Raw genomic sequence first — 19,714 nt, 5'->3', positions numbered from 1 at the left:
AGGAGGATGACGTGATGGCCTATGCGGAGCAAGCCGAAACAGAGGCACTGCACGAGCCGAAAAGTTTCCTGACCAAATACATCTGGAGTCAGGACCACAAGGTCATTGCCGTTCAATATTCCTTGACGGCGCTGTTCGTGGGTCTTATCGCCGTGGTGCTGTCCGGCTTGATGCGCATGCAGATTGGCTTCCCCGGCAGTTTGGCGTTCATGGACGCCAGTGCTTATTACCAGGCGATGACCATGCACGGCATGATCATGGTTATTTATTTGCTGACAGCCTTGTTTCTGGGGGGCTTCGGCAACTACCTGATCCCGCTGATGGTGGGCGCCCGCGACATGGTCTTCCCCTACGTCAACATGCTCAGCTACTGGTTCTACCTGTTGGCGGTCGTGGTGTTGCTCTCCAGTTTCTTTGTCCCGGGCGGCCCCACCGGTTCGGGCTGGACGCTCTATCCGCCACAGTCCATTACTCAGGGGACACCGGGGGTCGAGTGGGGCATCGTCCTGATGCTCGTCTCTCTGGCGATTTTTATTGTTGCCGCCACCATGGGCGGGTTGAACTACGTCACCACGGTGTTGCAGGCGCGCACCCACGGCATGACGTTGTTTCGCATGCCGCTCTCCGTGTGGGGAATCTTCATGGCCTCGATCATGGCCTTGCTGGCGTTCCCGGCGTTGTTTGTCAGCGCTGTCATGATGCTGTTCGACAAACTGTTGGGCACCAGTTTCTTTATGCCGGCGATCATCTCGCTGGGGCAGCAACTCGATCATCAAGGGGGCAGCCCCATCTTGTTCCAGCACCTGTTCTGGTTCTTCGGCCACCCGGAGGTCTACATCGTTGCGCTCCCGGCGTTTGGCCTGGTCTCGGACCTGATCAGCACCCATGCGCGGAAAAACATCTTCGGTTACCGAATGATGGTGTGGGCCATTATCGCAATTGGCGTGCTCAGCTTTGTGGTCTGGGCGCACCATATGTATGTCAGCGGAATGAACCCGTACTTTGGCTTTTTCTTCGCCGTCACCACCTTGATCATCGCGGTGCCGACTGCACTGAAAGTCTACAACTGGGTGCTGACCCTGTGGCACGGCGACATTCATCTGACCGTGCCGATGCTGTTTGCCCTGGCCTTTATCGTCACCTTCCTGGTCGGTGGCCTGACCGGGTTGTTTCTCGGCAATGTGATCGTGGACATTCCGCTCTCGGACACCTATTTCGTCGTCGCCCATTTCCATATGGTCATGGGCGTCGCGCCGGTACTGGTGGTGTTTGGCGGCATTTATCACTGGTTCCCGAAAGTCACCGGGCGCCTGTTGAATGACACGCTGGGCAAGTTGCATTTCTGGATTACTTTCCTGGGCACCTACGCCATCTTCTTCCCCATGCACTACCTGGGTTTCCAGGGCATGCCGCGCCGTTATTACGCTTATGACAACTACGCGTTCATCCCGCAGTCGGCGCAAGAGTTGAATGCTTTCATTACGGTGGTGGCCTTGACCGTCGGCGTTTCCCAGCTGCTGTTTGTGTTCAACCTGGCCTGGAGCACATTCAAGGGCAAGCCCGCCGGCGGCAACCCGTGGGGCGCGGCCAGCCTGGAATGGCAAACGCCGAACACTCCGCCGATACACGGTAACTGGGGCGCGAAGCTGCCGGTCGTGCATCGTTGGGCCTATGACTACAGCGTTCCGGGGATCGAACAGGATTTCGTGCCGCAAACAATCTCCGCCGAGGAGCTGGAACAGATGCGGCAGCTCAGTGCCGGAACCCGGGCAGCGGACGTTAAAACATGAACAGACTGCTGTTGAAAAACGCCGATGGCGCAGACCCCAACGGCAGCTGGAGTCGTGATCCCGAAGGGATTCAGTCCGCTGAAGGTGCCAATCGAAACCAGACCGCAAAAATAGGCCTGCGCCTGTTTCTGGTCGTGGTGAGTTCGTTGTTCTTTCTCTTTCTGCTGGCCTCTATCGCCCGTTCACAAATGTCTGACTGGCTACCGCTGACAGAGCCCTTGGCGCCGTTAGCCAATCCATGGCAACTCTGGGTGAATTCGGCATTTCTGGTGTTGAGTTGCATCGCGTTGCAGTGGGCGCGCATGGCCGCTCGCCAGGCTCGGCTGAACGCAACGGTCATTGGCTTTGTAGTGGGAGGCGTATTTGCAATTGCCTTTCTGGCGGGGCAGTTCTGGGTCTGGCAGCAGTTTGTCGCCTGGGGCTACTTTGTCGCCAGCAACCCGGCCAATAGCTTCTTCTACCTGTTGACCGGTGTGCACGGGCTCCACCTGCTGGGCGGGTTGGTTGCCTGGGGCAGAACCGTCGCCAGATTCCTGAATCGCGTGCCGTTGCCGCAACTCAGCGCCAGCGTCGAACTCTGTGCCATCTACTGGCATTACTTATTGGGTCTGTGGATTGTGTTATTCGCTTTGCTGACCAGCACGCCACAGACTTATGAAGCCATTGCCAGACTCTGCGGCTTGAGGTGATCAGCCATGGCATCGCATCCACAAGCTCCAGGCGAAAGCTCAAATACCCTCGGCTCGCCGTCTGCACCAGGATGGCAAGGCATCGCCAATGACTGGGCCTCGGACAAGGAGGCTTTCAAGCAGGTGCCTTGGGGCAAGGCGATGATGTGGATATTCCTGCTCAGCGACACATTTATATTCACCTGTTTCTTGACCGGCTACATGTCGGTTCGCATGACCATCACCACGGCCTGGCCAAACCCCAGTGAAGTGTTCGCCTTGACCATCGCCGGTCGAGAAATCCCGCTGATTCTGATCGCCATCATGACGTTTGTGCTGATCAGCAGCAGCGGCACCATGGCCATGGCCGTGAACTATGCCTATCGCCGTGATCGCGCGAAAACCACCGCCCTGATGTTGGCGACCGCTGCCTTGGGCGTGACCTTCGTCGGCATGCAGGCATTTGAATGGAGCAAGCTCATCGCAGAAGGGGTACGTCCCTGGGGGAACCCCATGGGAGCGGCGCAATTTGGCGCCAGCTTTTTCATGATTACCGGTTTTCACGGCCTGCACGTGTCCATCGGCGCCCTCTACCTCAGCATCGTGGCGAGGAAAGTACTGCGGGGAGATTATGAGCGCTCCGGAAACTATCAAAACGTCGAGATAGCCGGGCTGTACTGGCACTTCGTGGATTTGGTGTGGGTGTTTATTTTTGCGTTTTTCTACTTATGGTAAGTCCGGGACGCTGTTCATGAAGGGGAGAGCAGGATCCGCAGAGGAGCACTGATGATGGCGCATGCTCAAGGTCAGCAACATCCGATCAGCCTGTACCTGAAAATCTGGGGGCTGTTATTCGTCCTCAGTACCCTGTCGTACCTGGTCGATTACTTTCACTTCCACGGCTACCTTCGCTGGGCCCTGATCATCACCTTCATGTTGCTGAAGGCCGGTTTGATCGTCTCCATCTTCATGCACATGGCCTGGGAACGATTGGCCATGGTCTACGCCATCCTGGTGCCACCGTTGTGTTTGCTGGTGCTTGTCGGACTGATGGCCACCGAGGCGGACTATGTGTTTCTCAGCCGGGTGATTTTCTTCGGTCAATAGGAAACGCCCGGACGACCTTGAGCCTCCGGGGACTGATCGGCAACCAATGCCGTTATATCGTTCGTTTGAACTGATGCCACCTGTGCAGCCAGGCGACTGTCCAGTGAGGGGCTGCCGTGCCCGTACCGGCGATCTTCAGCAGTGGATGGTGTCCGATAACCCCGTCCAATACCGGCTCCTGGTTCGGCTCGACGTCCACAAAGAAAATGTGTTTTCCCTCTTCTACCACCTGTTTAAAACTGCGGAAGTGAGCGTTTGGCACCTGAATACCAAAAAAACCGCCTTCCCAGATGCAGAAGCCGAATACAACAACGGCGAGAAAGATAAAAGGCATCCAGCCTGCGACGGATTCGGTCCAGCCCAGCCAGTAGGCGCCGCCAAGGACCAACGCGGCGAGTGGCAAACCGATCACCGCACCGATTTCGCCAGAGTGAACGACATCCTGCTCCATCAACGAGTTGATCTCGTGCAGGTGATGTTGTTCAACATCAGCCACATGTTCGCTGAGCACATGGATTTGTTCGGAATTGATGCCGTTGGCTTCCAGTTCATTTTCAACGGCTTCAAGGTCGTCGAGATTGTCACTGATGTAATAGTGTCGATTCATGCCACACCTCCCATCCCGTGCTTGCCGTAGACCTCCTTTGTCTTGCAGCTGTTTGCCGGAATTTGCAGTCGGTATCGGTACCCGTGGGCAACGCTTCTCACTTCGTTCAAGCCATGAAAAGTATAGCACTGCATGGCGTGCGGGCAGGGTAGGGCATCGGGCCGGCTGGCCTTGCGGCAGGCTCGCGGGACTGCAAATTCAGGGCACAAAAAAACCGGTCACTTGGACCGGTTTTTTGTGTTTCTGCATCTCCCGTCAAAATCATCCTGACGTGAGACATAAATTCGATTGGAGCGGGTGAAGGGAATCGAACCCTCGTTATCAGCTTGGGAAGCTGGAGTAATGCCATTATACGACACCCGCTCAGAGCGGCTGACTTTGTACCAGATGTGCGCATGAAAATGAAGTTTTTCTTTGCGCGTGAGGGCTTTGGCACAGGTGAAACAAGACATCGGACCGGGTGACGGTCGTTCGCGGGCAAGCCTCGCTCCTACAGGACTGCATTAGGCGGCGAAGCTTGCTCGCGATGACGCTGTTTCAGATGGACAATGCATGGTGGTCCTGGACGTAGTGGTAACGCGGTCGGCTTGCCTGTTGCTCAGGTTTCAGGAAACCCAGCAACGCATTGCGACTGTCTCGGCAGGCGGCTTTGTGTTCCATGTCGAGAAAGTGGCCCGTCGCATCCAGCGTCGTGAACGTGGCTTGTTGCACGTGGTTGGCGAACAATCGCGCGCCATCGGCGGCGGTGTATTCGTCCCATTCGCCGTTCATGAACAGCACCGGCACGTTGATTTTCTCTGCCGCCTTGAAGAAGCACTGGCGGTCGCTGTGCAGCAGGTCGCTGATGTGGAAGTGCATCTGCCCGTATTCATGATCGGCCAGGCTGCTGACGTGACGGTAGTTGAAGCGCTTGAACAGGGTCGGCAGGTGTTTGCCGATGGTGCTGTTCACCAGGTTGCCGACCCGGTCGCCGTCACGGCTGCCGAGGTAATCGACGCCGCGCTCGAGGTAGTCGAGCATGTGCGCGTTGATCTCCGGGGAGAACGAGCTGATCACGGCTTTTTCGATCCGTCGCGGTTGTTGGGCGAGGGCGACCAGGGTCGCGGCGCCGCCCCAGGAAAACGACAGCACGTGTTCGGCGGCGAAGTGGTCGATCAGCTCCAGGAGGATCTGCCCTTCGACTTCCTTGGTCAGCAATTTCTCATGCAGGTTGTGGGCTTTTGACTTGCCCGCGTAGGGCTGGTCGTAGCAGACCACATTGAACTGCGGGTGGAGGTTTTTCACGGTTTGTGCAAACGACGCAGTCGTGGCCATCGAGCCGTTGACCAAGATAATGGTCTTCTCTGCGGCGTCTGCGCGATAGAACTCCGTGTAAACCCGATACTGACCTTGTATATCCAGCACAGCGATTTCTGGCCTCATGTCATAAGACTCCTGGCAAGCGGGTATGCGCGCAAATGAGATTGCACGAGCTTTGTGACAGGTAGGCATATGCCTGGAATTTGAAGGCCCATGTCGATCCATTGCAGTCCGGTCGACGGGTATTGTTATTGGCGGGCAGTCTGTCGGTCTGAGGCGGAACCTTGAGGTTCTCTAACCGACAAAAAGTTTCTTAGACGTATGTTGTGACTCGTCAGTCACATTTCGGCTGACGACCTGATTCAAGCAGGGGAGTTGGCATCGCGCAAGTGCCATTCGTAAATTGTTCGACAACTTCTGCTGAGCGGTAGGCTGCTTAGATCAATCCGATCTCTTCATCGCTCAAAGGGCGGTATTCGCCCGGTTTCAACGTGCTGTCGAGCACCAGCGGGCCCATGCGTTCGCGGTGCAGGCGCAGCACTTTGTTGTCGAAGTGGCCGAACATCCGCTTCACCTGGTGATAACGGCCTTCGACGATGCTCAACCGTGCTGACTTCGGCCCGAGCAGCGCCAGCTCGGCCGGCAGCGTAGTGAGGTCTTCGAAGGCGAAGTACAGGCCTTCGCTGAATTTCAAAGCATATTCCGGGCCGATGTCTTGCTCGGTCTCGACGTAGTAGACCTTGGGCAATTTGGTCTGCGGCTGGGTCAGGCGTCTCGACCAGCTGCCGTCGTTGGTGATCAGCATCAGGCCGGTGGTGTTGAAGTCCAGGCGGCCGGCGATGTGCAGGTCGTCCTTGTCCGGCTCGTCGAACAGATCGAGCACCGTCGGGTGCTCCGGGTCACGAGTGGCGCTGACGCAACCGGGTGGCTTGTGCAGCATGAAGTAGCGGGCGGGTTTGCCGAGTTGCAGCACTTCTTGATCGACTTCGACGCGGCTGAACTCCAGCACCTCGGTGTGAGGGTCGCTGACGATTTTTCCGTCGACCCGCACGCGCTTTTCCACCAGCAACAGGCGAACCTGCTTACGGTTGAAGCGGGGCAGGTTGCTGAGGAAACGGTCAACGCGCATGAAGTGAGATCGGCAGGAAACGGGCCGCGCATCTTACGTGATCGGCCACAAGGATGCTTACAACTGCGCCTCGACCTGCGCGCAGCGCGGGCACAGGCAGGATTTGTCGCGCAGTTCGGGCGGCAGTGCTTCGAGCACTGCCGGGTCGATGCTGACGCCGTAGCACCAGCAGGCCCGATCGGCGGTTCGCGGGTCGGCCAGGGTGCAGTCGTTGGAGGCGCCGCAGGCCGGGCAGAATTCAGGCTTGTTCATGTAGGACTATGCATAACTGGTGTGAGGCATCTCCGCGCAGGTACGGTTACGACCGGATTGCTTGGCCCGATACATCGCATGATCAGCGCGGGAGAGCAGGGTGTGCAAGGTGTCATCCGGTTGCAGCGTGGTCAAGCCAATGCTGACCGTCAGCTGCAAGGCGTGACCGTTGTAGGCATAAAGCTGTTCTTCGACATGCTGACGAATTTTCTCGGCAATCATCAGACCGGTCTCACCGTCCGTGTCCTTGAGCAGCACGATGAATTCTTCGCCGCCCCAACGGCAGACGATGTCGGAATGGCGCAGGCAACTCTCCAGATCCCTTGCGAAGCCGATCAGCACCTGATCGCCGGCGAGGTGACCGTAGGTGTCGTTCAAGGCCTTGAAGTGGTCTAGATCCAGCAGCAATGCGGTCAGCGGTTTCGGCTCGCGTTGGGCTTCGTGCATGGCTTGTGCGGCCAGCAGATCGAAGCCGCGACGGTTCGGCAGTTCGGTCAGGCTGTCGAGGGTCGCCTGCGCCTGGATCTTGCCCTGATAACGCTTGATCACCCGGTTGAGCAGGGCCAGCACAGTCAGGGTCACGAGCAGGCAAATCAACAGGTTGAGGTACAGCGACTGGCGGATTTCGTTGAGGGCGCCGTCTTCGCGTTTGTCGACGAACAGGTACCAGTTCAGTTCTGGAATGAAGCGCACGTTGAGGAAATGGCCCTGGCCCTGGACGGAATATTCGTAGCTGCCGCTGTGGGGCTTGGGCAGCTGGCTGACCAGGCCTTTCATGCTTTCAAGGTCGCTGAGTTTCTGGCCGATATGCGCGCCCTGCGGGCCACCCTCGGCACCGGTAAGCACCAATCGGCCGAAGCTGTCGACGAAATACACACTGCGTTGATAGCGCTGTTGATACTTGTCGATCAGCTTGATCACCGCATCGACGGTCAGACCAACGCCTGCCGCGCCGATGAAACGGTTGTTGTAGTCGTAGACCTTGTAGTTGATGAAGAACGTCAGGTTGTCCTTGTTGGCCAGGTCCGGATCGACGTTGATCTCGTAAGGGGCAGCCATGTCACGCACGCGAAAATACCAGGCATCGCGCGGCTCAGTGACCTTGACCTGCTTGAGCACGCCTTTGGCGTGGTAGTAGGTGAGCGTGCCGTTGGAGACGAAGAATGCGGTGTAGGCGCCGTAGTGGGTCATGACCTCGTTGAGGTAGCGGGTCATCTGGTCGGGGTCGTGTTCGCCGTTGACCACCCAATCACGCATGAAGGTGTCGCGGGACATCATCGAGGAAATCAGGATTGGTCTGACGAGGTCTTTCTGGATTTCCGAGTAGACCGTGTCCGAAGTCAGCGGCAGCTCGGTGTTGACGATGTTGTCGCGGATCGAGGCGCGCGAGGCGTAGTAGCTGAGAAATGACGTGGCGAGAAAACCTGCGCCCAGCAGCGCGATCAGCGTGAGGACCAGCGAACGTTGCGAATACAGCGGCGAGTGAAGCAGCATGGCGATTCCGTTGGCAGTGGCCCGTTGGGGAGCATTCTAGTGGGACTGCGGGGAAATAACTGCGGGATTTGTGGGGTGAATCGGCGAGGATCAGGTCTTGTGGTGCCTGTGCTGACGTCTTCGCGGGCAAGCCTCGCTCCTACAGGTTTACGCAATCCCCTGTAGGAGCGAGGCTTGCCCGCGAATCGAAAGATCACCTCAAATCTGTCAGGTACGCACGCCATCCACCCAAATGACTGATATCCACCGCCCCCTCAAGCCCATACGCCTCACAGATAAACCCACTCTCCCAACGCCCATCCGCCAGTTGCACCTTGCCCAACCCCAGCGGTGCCGGAATCCCGGTCAAAAACGACCCCAGTTCACTGCTCGGCAACTCCCAGACCTCCACCGCAATCGCTACGCCGCCATCCTTCACCCGCACCATCCCCGGACGAAACGGCGGGCCACCGGCCAATGCATACAGTTGATAGTCCGGCGAACTGAACGTCGTCTCGACCAACGTCGCGCCGCGCCGCTTCAACTGCCAGTTCAGCGCCAACCCATCGAGATGCGCACCACACACCACCAGCCTTGCACGATCGTTACGCGCGACCGTTGCGGGCGCAGGAGAACGACGCTGAAACGCATCCGCCACACTCAACAAATACTGATCGGTAAATGCCCGGCCAAACACCGTCACGCCCCACGGCAAACCATTGCCCATGAACCCGCTTGGCACCGCGACGGCGGCGTAGTCCAGCAGGTTCATGAAGTTGGTGTAGTAACCCAATTCCGAATTGCGCAGCACCGGCTCAGCCTCAAGCTCTGCCAGTGTGACGGGGCGGCCGATGGTCGGCGTGACCACGCAATCGAGTCCTTCCAGTGCCTTGTCGCACAGCGCTTTCAAGGCTTGCAGCCGATATTGGGCGCGGAAGGTTTGCACACCGTTCACCGCCGGCGCCTTGGCCAGCACCGCACGAATCACCGGCAATACCGCTTGAGGATTTTGCTCCATCAACTCGCCGGCGACGCTGTAGCGCTCCGCCACCCACGGGCCTTCATACAGCAGGCGCGCCGCTTCAAGGAAAGGCGACAAATCCAGTTCCACGGCTTCACCGCCCAACGCCTTGAGCCGGTCGATGGCATCACCGAACAACAGCGGACCTTCAGGGCAACCGAAGAACTCCAGGTCCTGCGCACGCGGTACGCCGAAGCGGAAAGGGCGCGGTGTGCCGAACGCCGAGCCGTCATTCCACAGCGGATTACGGCGGCTGTATTCGTCCCGTGGATCGAGATGCGCGGTGAGCGCCAGCAACTGACTGGCTTCCCGAGCCGTCGCGGTGAAGGTCGTGACGCAATCGAGCGTACGACACGCCGGCACCACGCCCGCCGTGGAGATCAACCCTTTGGTGGCTTTCATCCCCACCAGATTGTTCAACCCCGCCGGCACTCGCCCCGAGCCCGCCGTGTCCGTGCCCAACGAAAAACTCGCCACGCCCAGCGCCACCGCCAGCGAAGAACCGGCGCTGGAACCGCCCGACGGATATTCCGGCAACACGCTGTTCGGGCACGCGCCATACGGCGAGCGGCTGCCATTGAGGCCGGTGGCGAACTGGTCGAGGTTGGTCTTGCCCAGCGGAATCGCGCCCAGCGCCAGCAATTGCTCGACGATGGTTGCTGACTGCTGCGGCACATAGGCAAATGCCGGGCACGCTGCCGTGGTCGGAATGCCCGCCAGATCGATGTTGTCCTTGATCGCGAACGGCACGCCGTACAGCGGCAGGCTGTCGATATCGCGGCCGTCGAGCGCGGCGAGGTACGGCTCCAGTTCTTCAATGCTGAGCAAATGAATGAACAGGTGATAGTCCGGGTTCAGGGCGGCGGCTTTATCGCGCAGGGCCAGCAGCAGCTGTCGCGGTGTGATGCTGCCGTCGCGGTAGGCGCTGCGCAGGGCGTCGAGTTGCAGATTGATGGTCATGAAGTGAGTCCTTTGCAAAATGGGTTCAGTCGAGTTCCAGCACCACGACGCGCTGTCCGGCGCGCACGGCCGAACCCGGTTGCACGCGGATTTCGCGCACCACGCCGGCCATCGGTGCGAGCAGCGGGATTTCCATCTTCATCGACTCCAGAATCACCAGCACATCACCGGCGGCAACGCGGCTGCCGGTCTCCACCTGGACCTGCCAGAGGTTGCCGGCGATGTGGCTGTCGACGCTCATTTCGCCACTGGCCAACGGTGCGTCTTCGGTCGTTTCCGGGGCCGCTTCCTCACTGTCGAAATGCGCCTGGCCGCTGGCGATCCAGCGCTCGCGCTCGGCGTTGAACGCGCCTTTCTGTTGATCCCGAAAAGCTGCAATGCTCGAGGACTCTTTGGTCAGGAACGCCTGGTAATCCGCAAGGTTCAACTGGCTGTGTTCGATGTTCAAATCGAAACGCCCGAGGGGGAAATCCCGGCGGATGCGCAGCAGTTCATCGGCGCTCACCGGGTAGAAACGGATCTGATCGAAGAAGCGCAGCAGCCACGGTTTGCCATCGAATGCGGCGACTTCACGGTAGCGGTTCCACATCTGCAACGTGCGACCGACGAACTGATAACCGCCGGGGCCTTCCATGCCGTACACGCACATGTACGCGCCGCCGATGCCCACCGAGTTTTCCGCAGTCCAGGTGCGGGCCGGGTTGTATTTGGTGGTCACCAGACGATGGCGCGGGTCGAGCGGGGTGGCGACCGGCGCGCCGAGGTAGACGTCGCCCAACCCCATCACCAGATAGCTGGCGTCAAACACCGTGCGCTGCACTTCGTCGAGGTTCGGCAGGTCGTTGATGCGGCGGATGAACTCCAGATTGCTCGGGCACCACGGTGCGTCCTTGCGCACGGTGGTCATGTATTTCTCGATCGCCAATTGGCAGGCCGGGTCGTCCCAGGACAGCGGCAGATGGACGATGCGCGACGGCACTTGCAGGTCCTTGGCGGCGCACACCGCATCCCATTCACCGGCGACGATACCGAGCAGATCGGCCAGCGGCAGTTGTTCGGGTTGGTAGTGCACTTGCAGCGAGCGGATGCCGGGTGTGAGGTCGATCACGCCGTGCAGGTGTTTGCTTTCCAGGGCTTGCATGAGGGCGTGGGCGCGGAAGCGCAGGACCAGGTCCAGTTCTGGTGCGCCGATCTCAAGCAACAGGTGCGTATCCCCCGACAGTCGCGCAACCAACCGCGTATCGTCCTGACCCAAATCCAAAACCACAGGCGACTGTAGGAGCCGGCTTGCCAGCGATGGGGCTCTAACAGGCACCGCATTAACTTCATCGCCGGCAAGCCGGCTCCTACAAGGGTTCCATTTCAAGGTGAGGGTGCGGGCGGTTTTGATATCGACTGGCTGGAACTGCACTTTGTCCCCGGCCTTGAGCTGGCCGAGTTGCCAAAGATCCGCCTCGATCACCGTCACCGGGCACACAAACCCGCCGAGGCTTGGGCCGTCCGGCCCCAGAATCACCGGCATGTCCCCGGTGAAATCCACGGCACCAATTGCATACGGATTGTCGTGGATATTCGACGGATGCAGCCCCGCCTCACCGCCGTCAGCACGCACCCATTCCGGCTTCGGCCCGATCAGGCGCACGCCGGTGCGGCTGGAGTTGAAATGCACTTCCCACTGAGTTTCGAAAAACGTGCCGATGTAGTTTTCGGTGAAATATTCCGGTGCGCCATGGGGGCCGTAGATCACCCGGATCTGCCGCACGGCAGGCAACTCAGCGATTGCAGGCAGTTGCTCACCGACGCTTTGATCGGTCAACGCCGGCACATGCAACACATCGCCGGCCCGTAATGCGCGACCACCATGGCCACCAAACTGTCCGAGGGTGAAGGTGCTTTTGCTGCCCAGATAGTCGGGCACCTGCAGCCCGCCGCGCACACACAGATAGCTGCGGGCGCCTGCGCCGCCAATCGTGCCGAGACTCAACGTGGCACCCGCCGGAATCAACAGCGCCGTGTTCATCGCCACGGTTTCGCCGTTCAACGTCAGCGGAATCACTGCTCCGGTGACCGCCACCACCGCGTCGCAATTGAAGCGCAGCAACGGCCCGCTCATGGTGATTTCCAGCGCGGCGGCGCCTTCGTCGTTACCCAGCAGAAGGTTGCCCAATCGCAATGCGCGACTGTCCATCGGCCCTGACGGCGGCACGCCCACGGCCCAATAACCGAGTCGCCCCGGATAGTCTTGAACGCTGGTTTGCGTACCGGCGCTGAGCACTTCAAAAGTGTTGGCCTGATACACCAGGCCTTCGAGGCAACGGGTCCACGGTTGGCCGCTGGTGAACGGCGCGTCGAGCAAAATCTGCCGCAGGTAATCGCGGTTGGTTTCCACGCCGTAGAGCTGGCTGTCGCCCAGTGCTTGATGCAAATCCGCACGCGCTTCTTCGCGGGTCGGCGCCCAGCAGATGACCTTGGCGATCATCGGGTCGAAGTACGGCGGTATCTCGCAACCGGCCTCGACCCAGGTGTCGATCCGCAGCTGTTTGCCATCGGCGGTGGGGAAGTTCACAGCCGTCAGCAAACCGGGGCTCGGTTGAAAATCGCGCCCCGGATCTTCCGCATACAGCCGCGCCTGAATCGCATGGCCCTCGGCTTTCAAACCTTGGCTCAACACGCTCAATGGCGGCAAATCACCCGCCGCCAGTTCCACCATCCAGCGCACCAGATCCACGCCCCACACCTGTTCGGTGACGCCGTGCTCTACCTGCAAACGGGTGTTCACTTCCAGAAAGTAGAAGCGCTGGTCTGCACTGTCGAACACAAATTCCACGGTGCCGGCGCTGCGGTAGTTCACCGCTTTTGCCAGTTTGATCGCCGCCGCGCACAGCTCATCGGCCATGCCGTCGGGCAGGTTCGGCGCCGGGGTTTCTTCGAGGACTTTCTGGTTGCGGCGTTGTACCGAACAGTCGCGCACGCCGAGGGCGATCACTTCACCGCGACCGTCGCCGAACACTTGAACTTCCAGGTGTCGGGCGCGTTGGATGTACTTCTCGATGAACACGCCGGCATCGCTGAAATTGTTTTGGCCGAGGCGTTTTACGGCTTCGAAGGATTCACTCAGCTCTTCAGCACTGCGACACACACGCATGCCGATGCCACCGCCGCCAGCAGTGCTTTTGAGCATCACCGGATAGCCGACCTGATCGCCGGCGATCAATGCCGCGTCGAGGCTGTCGAGCAACTCGGTGCCTTCGAGCATCGGCACGCCGTGTTGCTTGGCCAGGGCGCGCGCGGTGTGTTTGAGGCCGAACACGCGAAGTTGCTCTGGCGTCGGGCCGATGAACGCGATATCGGCGGCTTCGCAGGCTTCGGCGAACGCGGCGTTTTCCGAGAGGAAGCCGTAGCCAGGATGGATCGCCTTGGCGCCAGTGGCTTTGGCGATGGCGAGGATTTTATCCACCGCCAGATAGGTGCCGGCGGCTGCGCCTTCACCGAGGCTGTGGGCTTCATCGGCATGCAGGATGTGCAGGCTCGCGGCATCGGCTTCGGAGTAAACGGCGACACCTTTGACGTGCAGTTCACGCAAGGTGCGCAGGACGCGGCAGGCAATGGCGCCACGGTTGGCAATCAGGACTTTTTCGAACATGGCATAACCCCTGGAGGGGATGCGGGCCGTCCCGCAGTTTTTCGTTGGGCGCCGGGGTCGTCCCCGGCGGAAAAAACCAATTCACTTCAAACCACCACCGACCCCTGTAGGAGCGAGCCTGCTCGCGATGGTCGTGAACGATTACGCGTAAAACCAGATGCCCCGCGGCGCACTTGGGTTTTTCGCGAGCAGGCTCGCTCCTACAGTGGGTGGTGGTGTTCTTGAGGTTTGAGGCACTGCCCGGAACGGGCCTGGCACAGGGCAAACAACCAGCGGCGCAGACGGTTCAGTTTCAGTTCCATACCAGCAGCTCCGCAGGCGTAGGGTTGTAGGCATTGCACGGGTTATTCAGTTGCGGACAATTGGAAATCAGCACGATCACATCCATCTCCGCCCGCAAATCCACGTACTTGCCCGGCGCCGAAATACCGTCCTCAAACGTCAGCCCGCCATCCGCCGTGACCGGTACGTTCATGAAGAAGTTGATGTTCGGCCCGATGTCGCCCTTGCCCAGTCGCCCGTCGTGGACGCAGGCGCGCAGGTAGTTGTCGCGGCAGCTGTGCATGTAGCGTTTTTCCAGGGTGTAACGCACGGTGTTGCTCTCTTGCGCGCAGGCACCGCCGAGGGTGTCGTGGCGTCCGCAGGTGTCGGCGACGATGGTCAGCATCGGTTTGCCGAGGTTGGAATAGAGCACGCTGCCGGTGCTCAGGTAGACGCTGTTCTGCCGGCGCAAGGTGCGTTGCACGTCGTAGCGTTCTTTCGGGTTGGCGACGCTGTAGAACAACGTATCAACCGCCTGATTGCCTTCCAGGTCGAGGATGCGCAGGGTCTGGCCGGCCTTGACCTCCATCAGCCACGGTTCGCCGGCGGGAATGGTGGCGCGGTAGACCGCTGTTTCTGGATGCTTTTGAGCGGTAGCGATTGCGAGTGACATGGCAGCGATCCTCAGGCGAACAGGCGGTCGGTGTTGATGAAGCCGCGCTCGTTTTCCGGGCGCGAGGTGCGGCAGTGTTCGGCGACACTGGCGTCGGCGTTCATCCAGCTCAGCTTCAACGGTTTTGGTGCGTATTCCGGCGACGGGTCCATCGGGTGTTGCAGGGCGGTGAGCACCACCAGCGTGTCCATCGGCGCGTACAACTCGATGTAGTCGCCGGCCCTGGAGTTGCCTTCGACGAAGTGAAAACGCCCGGCTTCATCGACGCTCACGCGGCTGAACAGGTTGAGGGTCATCAGCAAGTCCGACAGGCCCAAACCCCACTTGCCGAGTTCCACCAACAGGTTGTCGGTGCCGTTGCGGAAGAAGCCGTTGCGCAGTTCCTGATAGCGGCCCGCGCCGTACTTTTCCGCGACTTCTTCAGCGCACAGCACGCCGCCGAGGCTGTCGCTCCAGCCGCAGGTGTCGGCGGTGATTGCCGCCAGCACGCGGCCCATGTCCGAGTACAAACAATGGCCCGTGGTGAGCTTGGCGGTGTGTTGGCATTTGAGGCTGTCGGGCAGGTTCAGGCGTTCGGTTTTTTCGTTGGCGTTGAGCAGCGTCAGGCTGACGTTGGCGCCGCCGCGCAGGTCGGTCAGGCGCAGCAATTGGCCGCGTTTCAATACGAAGGAGCGATGGCCGCCGCCGGGGAGCATTTCCTCGGCGAAGGGCGGAAACAGTTGGGTCGAATCAGTCATGTGAAAAATCCTCTTATGCGGTACGAAGCGTGCCCGCCAATTCAGTCGGCAGAGCATCGACGGCGGCGCGCGTGGCGCGGCGGTCGCTGTTCAAAGGGATGTCGTAAGTGATGCGCGCGCCATAGGCGCCGGGGGCGTGCGGGTCGACGCGGACCTTGTCGAATACGAGCAATCGCGTGCCGAGGCTGAAACCTTCGGATAGGTCGTGGGTGACCATGAACACCGTCAGTTGCGTCTCGCGCCACAGCTCCAGCAGCAAGGCGTGCATGTCTTTGCGGATGCCCGGATCGAGCGCGCCGAACGGTTCGTCGAGCAGCAACACGCGGGGTTTCATGATCAGCGCCTGGGCGATGGCCAACCGTTGCTGCATGCCGCCGGAGAGCTGCGCCGGGTACTTGTCCAGCGAGTGACCGAGGCCGACCTTTTGCAGCAGCACCGAGGCCTGTTCGCGAGCGTCTTTTTTGGCGTTGCCGAACAACCGCCCAAGCAGCGGCGAGCGCGGCAGTTCGAGGCCGAGGGCGACGTTGTCCAGCACCGTCAGGTGCGGGAATACCGAGTAGCGCTGGAACACCACGCCACGGCTCGAATCCGGTTCGCCGGCCAGCAGTTGACCGTCCAGCAGAATCTCGCCGCGACTGGCGCGTTCCTGGCCGAGCAACAGGCGCAGGAAGGTCGATTTGCCGCAGCCCGACGCGCCGACCAAGGTGCAGAACTCACCCTCGTTGACGTTCAGGTTCAAGCCCTCGAGCACCACTTGATCGGCGTATTGCTGCCAGACGTTTTTTACCGTGATGAAGCTCATGCGCGGGCTCCTTCATACCAAGGGAACGCACGTTGAGTCAGGCGCTTGAGGCCCCAATCCATCAGCCAGGCGAGCAGGGTGATCCACACCACGTACGGCAGGATCACGTCCATCGCCAGGTAGCGGCGTACCAGGAAAATCCGGTAACCGAGGCCGTCGGTGGAGGCGATGGCTTCGGCGGCGATCAGGAACAACCACGCCGAACCGAGCATCAGCCGCAGCGAGATCAGCAGGCGCGGCAACAATTGCGGGAGCACCACGCGCAGCATCAGCGTCCAGGTCGAAGCGCCGAGGGTCTGGGCCTTGATCAGCAACTCGACCGGTATTTCCCGGGCGCGCTGTTCCAGATCCCGCGCCAGGCACGGGGTGATGCCGATCACGATCAGCATCACTTTCGATAACTCCCCCAGTCCAAAGACGATGAACAGAATCGGCAGGATCGCCAGCGGCGGCACCATCGACAGCACCGTCAGCAACGGCGACAACGGCGCGCCGAACAGCGGCAACGTGCCGGCGGCGATGCCCAGGCACAGCCCGGCCAACGCGCTGATGCCCAGACCAATGGCCAGGCGACGCAGGCTGGACGCGGTGTCTTGCCACAGCACGTATTCGCCGGTGCGGCTGTCGGCGGTGAACGCCAGGCGCTTTACCGCGTCGGTCATTTGCACGGCGCTCGGCAACAGCTTGTCGTTAGGATTGTCCAGCAGCCGTTCGGCCGAGCCCATGAAGTAGGCGAACAGCACCAGGGCGAACGGCAGGATCACCAACAACAGGCGACTCGGGCGATCCGGGTGGCGATTGATCAGGCGCATGGCCAGGTCCTCTTGTTACAGCTTGGCGTCGGCAGCCATCTGCACGTAACTCGGATCGAAGCGCAGCTTGAGGTTGCTCTTGTCGCCGCTGGTCACGCCGTTGGCGAAGGCCATGCCGACCGCGCTGGTGTCCTTGGCACCTTCACCGAGCAAGCCGTGCTGGAAGGAAAACTCCGCGACCTTGCGCATGGTTTCCGGCAGTTGCTTGCTGGTGGAGAACGCCAGGGCTTCTTGCGGTGTGGCGAACAGTTTGGTGGTGTCGAGTTGCGCCTGGAAACCCGCGAGGTCAGTGCCCGAGGCCTTGGCCATGTGTTCGAGCGCAGCCTTGCTGGCGGCGTTTTTCGCGTTCATCAACTCGACCACTTCGAACCAGGCGCCGGTCAGTGCCTTGCCCAGGGCGGGGTTGTCTTTGAGGGTGGCGCTGTTGACCACCATCATGTCCATGATCTCGCCGGGGATCTGGCTGGAATTGAACACTTCGGTCACGCCCGGTTTGGCCTTGATGTCCGAGAGCATCGGGTTCCAGGTGGTGACGGCGTTGACCTGCTCCGTGTTGAAAGCGGCGGAGATGTCGGCGTCGGAGGTGTTGACCACTTTCAGGTCTTTCTCGGTGAGGTCCACCGAGTCCAGCGCCCGGGCCAGCAGGTAATGGGACACCGACAGCTCGACCAGATTGACGTCCATGCCCTTGAGGTCGGCGACTTTCTTGCCGTCGCCCTTGAGCACGATGCCGTCGTTGCCGTTGGAAAAGTCGCTGACGATCAGCGCGGTGCTGTCGACGCCGCCGGCGGCCGGAATGGTCAGCGCGTCCATGTTGGTCATGGTGCAGCCGTCGAACTGGCCGGCGGTGTATTGGTTGATGGATTCGACGTAGTCGTTGAGCTGCACCACATCAATCTTGATGCCGTACTTCTTCGCCCATTTGTCGACGATGCCTTGGCTGCCGGCGTATTCCCAGGGCATCCAGCCGGCGTAGATGGTCCAGCAGACGCTGAAGTGGTCTTTTGGCGCGGCCTGGGACGAGACGCTCACGATGGCTGCGAAGGCAGCGGCGAGGAGGGCGGGTAAACGAAGTCGGGACATGGTGGTTCTCCAGTTGATCAAGGGCGGGCAGGAGTCAACGCGGCACCGCGAACGGTGGCTTGTCTCCCGGGCTTTTGTCCCGCCGTGTAACCTCAACTGGAGGTCGCCAACTCTCGGACCAGTCACTCGCCTTAGCGAGCCGGAACCCTAGTCAGCCATTGCAAATTGTGGTGCCGCGAACCTGTGATGACTCCTGCACGGGTTTGCTAAAGCGAGAGCCGTGCCAAGTCGCTCGAAGCGCTCTGGGCCGGGGGATTGCCATTTTTCGGGAGGCCGCAAGGGCCGTTCGCTGCTTTGTGATGGTGCGCCCGTGCACTGAGATGCAGCGTGGCTGGCCGCTGATCCGAAGGTCAGGCGTCGTCCGGCACTCGCCAACACATTGCCAGTCAAAACAGGTGTCAGCCGGCTGTATCGGCTGTGGTCTTTCAGGAGGCCGCCATGTTTCGTCGACTGTTACTGGGCGTTGTGCTCGGTGTCGGGTTGTCCGGCTGCTACTACTACGCCGGCACCTACGACGTGTATTCCACGCCTTATTACTACCCCGGCTATGCGCCGTATTCCTACTATTACGGCCCGCGTTATTACTATGGTCCGCGCTTTTACGGTGGCTATCGCTACTACTATTGGGGCGGGCATCACCCTCGTTATTACGGCGGTGGATACCATGGGCGGCACCATTAATCAGCGGGTGAATAGATGAAAAACCTTTCATCGGCTAGATGTTTCAACTTGTTTCAAGAGCGCACCGGATGTCGAAAACGATGTCTGATCTTTCGACAGTCACCGAATAATTGACTGTCGCTCGCCAGCGTCGCTGGTGTGGCTCACTCGCGGTCCAGGAGGCCGCCATGCTCTGTCGAAAACAGCTCCGCCCAATTCTTCTGATGGCTGTATTGGGATTGTCACTTGGCGCGTGCGTGCCCTATGCCGATGGAGGAGGCAGCTACTACAGTTCCGAGGTTTACACGTCCCCCGCGCCGTACTACTCAGATGGCGGGGGTTACTACTCCAGTGGCGGTTACTACACCTCGCCGCGCCGGTATTACTCACCGCCGGCCCGCTATTACCAGCCGACGCCGCGGTACTACTACCAGCCGCGGGTTTATCAACCGGCACCGCGTTATTACCAGCCTTCGCCACGAAGCGATTACCGGGCGCATCAGGGGCGCGGTTGGGACGGCAATGGCCGGGGCGGCTGGGATGGCCGTAACCGTGGCAATTGGAACAATGATTACCGTGGTGGCGGACGCAATCACGGTGGACGAGGTGACCACTACGGTCGCGGCGATCACTCTGGCCGAGGCAGCCACCGATAACATGAGTTGAATGCAATACCTGTGGGAGCGGGCTTGCTCGCGAAGGCGGTGTATCAGGCAACATAATTCTGCCTGATACAC

At 60.2% G+C, this 19,714-nt stretch carries 18 protein-coding genes, 1 tRNA gene and 1 riboswitch; of the genes, 6 read left to right on the top strand and 13 right to left on the bottom strand.

What is annotated here, in order from left to right:
* Positions 1-14 precede the first annotated feature (14 nt).
* Genes ctaD through KGB24_RS23175 form a run of 4 tightly spaced genes read left to right on the top strand, consistent with a single transcriptional unit; the run spans position 15 to position 3,565 of the window.
* Positions 15-1,790 (top strand): cytochrome c oxidase subunit I, encoded by a 1,776-nt coding sequence (gene ctaD / locus KGB24_RS23190; protein WP_223416129.1) that lies wholly within the window; start codon positions 15-17, stop codon positions 1,788-1,790.
* Positions 1,787-2,479, top strand: a complete 693-nt coding sequence (locus tag KGB24_RS23185; RefSeq protein ID WP_223416120.1) for a cytochrome c oxidase subunit 3 — start codon at positions 1,787-1,789, stop codon at positions 2,477-2,479. Before ctaD ends, KGB24_RS23185 begins: the two co-directional genes overlap by 4 nt.
* Before the next feature lie 6 nt (positions 2,480-2,485).
* Positions 2,486-3,193 (top strand): heme-copper oxidase subunit III family protein, encoded by a 708-nt coding sequence (locus KGB24_RS23180; protein ID WP_223416119.1) that lies wholly within the window; start codon positions 2,486-2,488, stop codon positions 3,191-3,193.
* 54 nt (positions 3,194-3,247) lie between these two features.
* Entirely contained in the window at positions 3,248-3,565 is a 318-nt protein-coding gene (locus KGB24_RS23175) for a cytochrome C oxidase subunit IV family protein (RefSeq protein ID WP_007988247.1), read from the top strand.
* 52 nt (positions 3,566-3,617) lie between these two features.
* Here the strand turns inward: KGB24_RS23175 and KGB24_RS23170 are convergent, their stop codons facing one another.
* The 13 genes from KGB24_RS23170 to KGB24_RS23110 all read right to left on the bottom strand — a co-directional run bounded on the left by KGB24_RS23170 (position 3,618) and on the right by KGB24_RS23110 (position 18,317).
* Positions 3,618-4,172, bottom strand: a complete 555-nt coding sequence (locus KGB24_RS23170; protein WP_223416118.1) for a magnesium transporter — start codon at positions 4,170-4,172, stop codon at positions 3,618-3,620.
* Between the two features lie 289 nt (positions 4,173-4,461).
* Positions 4,462-4,535 (bottom strand) — tRNA-Gly (locus KGB24_RS23165).
* A 174-nt stretch (positions 4,536-4,709) separates the two neighbouring features.
* Positions 4,710-5,594 carry an alpha/beta fold hydrolase gene (locus KGB24_RS23160; protein ID WP_223416117.1) on the bottom strand — a complete coding sequence of 295 codons (885 nt, stop codon included), beginning with the start codon at positions 5,592-5,594 and terminating at the stop codon, positions 4,710-4,712.
* 313 nt (positions 5,595-5,907) lie between these two features.
* Positions 5,908-6,600: a pseudouridine synthase gene (locus KGB24_RS23155; protein ID WP_223416116.1), complete on the bottom strand. Its 693-nt coding sequence runs from the start codon at positions 6,598-6,600 to the stop codon at positions 5,908-5,910.
* Positions 6,601-6,657: 57 nt separating this feature from the next.
* A complete protein-coding gene (locus tag KGB24_RS23150; RefSeq protein ID WP_008025763.1) occupies positions 6,658-6,852 on the bottom strand; it encodes a cysteine-rich CWC family protein in 195 nt (64 codons plus the stop codon).
* 6 nt (positions 6,853-6,858) lie between these two features.
* Entirely contained in the window at positions 6,859-8,346 is a 1,488-nt protein-coding gene (locus KGB24_RS23145; protein WP_223416115.1) for a sensor domain-containing diguanylate cyclase, read from the bottom strand.
* A 193-nt stretch (positions 8,347-8,539) separates the two neighbouring features.
* On the bottom strand, positions 8,540-10,306 hold the full coding sequence (gene atzF, locus KGB24_RS23140) for an allophanate hydrolase (RefSeq protein WP_223416114.1): 1,767 nt from the start codon (positions 10,304-10,306) through the stop codon (positions 8,540-8,542).
* A gap of 25 nt (positions 10,307-10,331) precedes the next feature.
* Entirely contained in the window at positions 10,332-13,949 is a 3,618-nt protein-coding gene (gene uca, locus KGB24_RS23135) for an urea carboxylase (RefSeq protein ID WP_223416113.1), read from the bottom strand.
* A gap of 292 nt (positions 13,950-14,241) precedes the next feature.
* Positions 14,242-14,883 carry an urea amidolyase associated protein UAAP2 gene (locus tag KGB24_RS23130; RefSeq protein WP_223416112.1) on the bottom strand — a complete coding sequence of 214 codons (642 nt, stop codon included), beginning with the start codon at positions 14,881-14,883 and terminating at the stop codon, positions 14,242-14,244.
* 11 nt (positions 14,884-14,894) lie between these two features.
* Positions 14,895-15,620, bottom strand: a complete 726-nt coding sequence (locus tag KGB24_RS23125; protein ID WP_223416111.1) for an urea amidolyase associated protein UAAP1 — start codon at positions 15,618-15,620, stop codon at positions 14,895-14,897.
* A gap of 13 nt (positions 15,621-15,633) precedes the next feature.
* Positions 15,634-16,422: an ABC transporter ATP-binding protein gene (locus tag KGB24_RS23120; protein WP_223416110.1), complete on the bottom strand. Its 789-nt coding sequence runs from the start codon at positions 16,420-16,422 to the stop codon at positions 15,634-15,636.
* On the bottom strand, positions 16,419-17,234 hold the full coding sequence (locus KGB24_RS23115) for an ABC transporter permease (RefSeq protein ID WP_008025776.1): 816 nt from the start codon (positions 17,232-17,234) through the stop codon (positions 16,419-16,421). Before KGB24_RS23115 ends, KGB24_RS23120 begins: the two co-directional genes overlap by 4 nt.
* Positions 17,235-17,249: 15 nt before the next feature.
* A complete protein-coding gene (locus tag KGB24_RS23110; RefSeq protein WP_008025779.1) occupies positions 17,250-18,317 on the bottom strand; it encodes a putative urea ABC transporter substrate-binding protein in 1,068 nt (355 codons plus the stop codon).
* Positions 18,318-18,378: 61 nt separating this feature from the next.
* A riboswitch (guanidine-I (ykkC/yxkD leader) is annotated at positions 18,379-18,479 on the bottom strand.
* 276 nt (positions 18,480-18,755) lie between these two features.
* Here KGB24_RS23110 and KGB24_RS23105 point away from each other — a divergent pair.
* A complete protein-coding gene (locus KGB24_RS23105) occupies positions 18,756-18,998 on the top strand; it encodes a hypothetical protein (protein ID WP_008025780.1) in 243 nt (80 codons plus the stop codon).
* A 167-nt stretch (positions 18,999-19,165) separates the two neighbouring features.
* On the top strand, positions 19,166-19,633 hold the full coding sequence (locus KGB24_RS23100) for a hypothetical protein (protein ID WP_008025782.1): 468 nt from the start codon (positions 19,166-19,168) through the stop codon (positions 19,631-19,633).
* The last annotated feature ends 81 nt before the right edge of the window (positions 19,634-19,714 follow it).

The sequence above is a fragment of the Pseudomonas sp. BF-RE-25 genome, from assembly GCF_019956105.1.
In the GTDB taxonomy this organism is placed as follows: Bacteria; Pseudomonadota; Gammaproteobacteria; order Pseudomonadales; family Pseudomonadaceae; genus Aquipseudomonas; species Aquipseudomonas migulae.
The sequence above is the reverse complement of the archived record's forward strand: the minus strand, read 5'-3'. Positions and strand labels throughout refer to the sequence as shown.

What these genes read in the sequence shown, in the direction of transcription:
- KGB24_RS23110 (WP_008025779.1), bottom strand. Translation starts at nt 18,317, where the DNA reads ATGTCCCGACTTCGTTTACCCGCCCTCCTCGCCGCTGCCTTCGCAGCC.
- KGB24_RS23130 (WP_223416112.1), bottom strand. Translation starts at nt 14,883, where the DNA reads ATGTCACTCGCAATCGCTACCGCTCAAAAGCATCCAGAAACAGCGGTC.
- KGB24_RS23105 (WP_008025780.1), top strand. Translation starts at nt 18,756, where the DNA reads ATGTTTCGTCGACTGTTACTGGGCGTTGTGCTCGGTGTCGGGTTGTCC.
- KGB24_RS23145 (WP_223416115.1), bottom strand. Translation starts at nt 8,346, where the DNA reads ATGCTGCTTCACTCGCCGCTGTATTCGCAACGTTCGCTGGTCCTCACG.
- KGB24_RS23160 (WP_223416117.1), bottom strand. Translation starts at nt 5,594, where the DNA reads ATGAGGCCAGAAATCGCTGTGCTGGATATACAAGGTCAGTATCGGGTT.
- KGB24_RS23100 (WP_008025782.1), top strand. Translation starts at nt 19,166, where the DNA reads ATGCTCTGTCGAAAACAGCTCCGCCCAATTCTTCTGATGGCTGTATTG.
- KGB24_RS23170 (WP_223416118.1), bottom strand. Translation starts at nt 4,172, where the DNA reads ATGAATCGACACTATTACATCAGTGACAATCTCGACGACCTTGAAGCC.
- uca (WP_223416113.1), bottom strand. Translation starts at nt 13,949, where the DNA reads ATGTTCGAAAAAGTCCTGATTGCCAACCGTGGCGCCATTGCCTGCCGC.
- atzF (WP_223416114.1), bottom strand. Translation starts at nt 10,306, where the DNA reads ATGACCATCAATCTGCAACTCGACGCCCTGCGCAGCGCCTACCGCGAC.
- KGB24_RS23115 (WP_008025776.1), bottom strand. Translation starts at nt 17,234, where the DNA reads ATGCGCCTGATCAATCGCCACCCGGATCGCCCGAGTCGCCTGTTGTTG.
- ctaD (WP_223416129.1), top strand. Translation starts at nt 15, where the DNA reads ATGGCCTATGCGGAGCAAGCCGAAACAGAGGCACTGCACGAGCCGAAA.
- KGB24_RS23125 (WP_223416111.1), bottom strand. Translation starts at nt 15,620, where the DNA reads ATGACTGATTCGACCCAACTGTTTCCGCCCTTCGCCGAGGAAATGCTC.
- KGB24_RS23180 (WP_223416119.1), top strand. Translation starts at nt 2,486, where the DNA reads ATGGCATCGCATCCACAAGCTCCAGGCGAAAGCTCAAATACCCTCGGC.
- KGB24_RS23120 (WP_223416110.1), bottom strand. Translation starts at nt 16,422, where the DNA reads ATGAGCTTCATCACGGTAAAAAACGTCTGGCAGCAATACGCCGATCAA.
- KGB24_RS23185 (WP_223416120.1), top strand. Translation starts at nt 1,787, where the DNA reads ATGAACAGACTGCTGTTGAAAAACGCCGATGGCGCAGACCCCAACGGC.
- KGB24_RS23175 (WP_007988247.1), top strand. Translation starts at nt 3,248, where the DNA reads ATGGCGCATGCTCAAGGTCAGCAACATCCGATCAGCCTGTACCTGAAA.
- KGB24_RS23150 (WP_008025763.1), bottom strand. Translation starts at nt 6,852, where the DNA reads ATGAACAAGCCTGAATTCTGCCCGGCCTGCGGCGCCTCCAACGACTGC.
- KGB24_RS23155 (WP_223416116.1), bottom strand. Translation starts at nt 6,600, where the DNA reads ATGCGCGTTGACCGTTTCCTCAGCAACCTGCCCCGCTTCAACCGTAAG.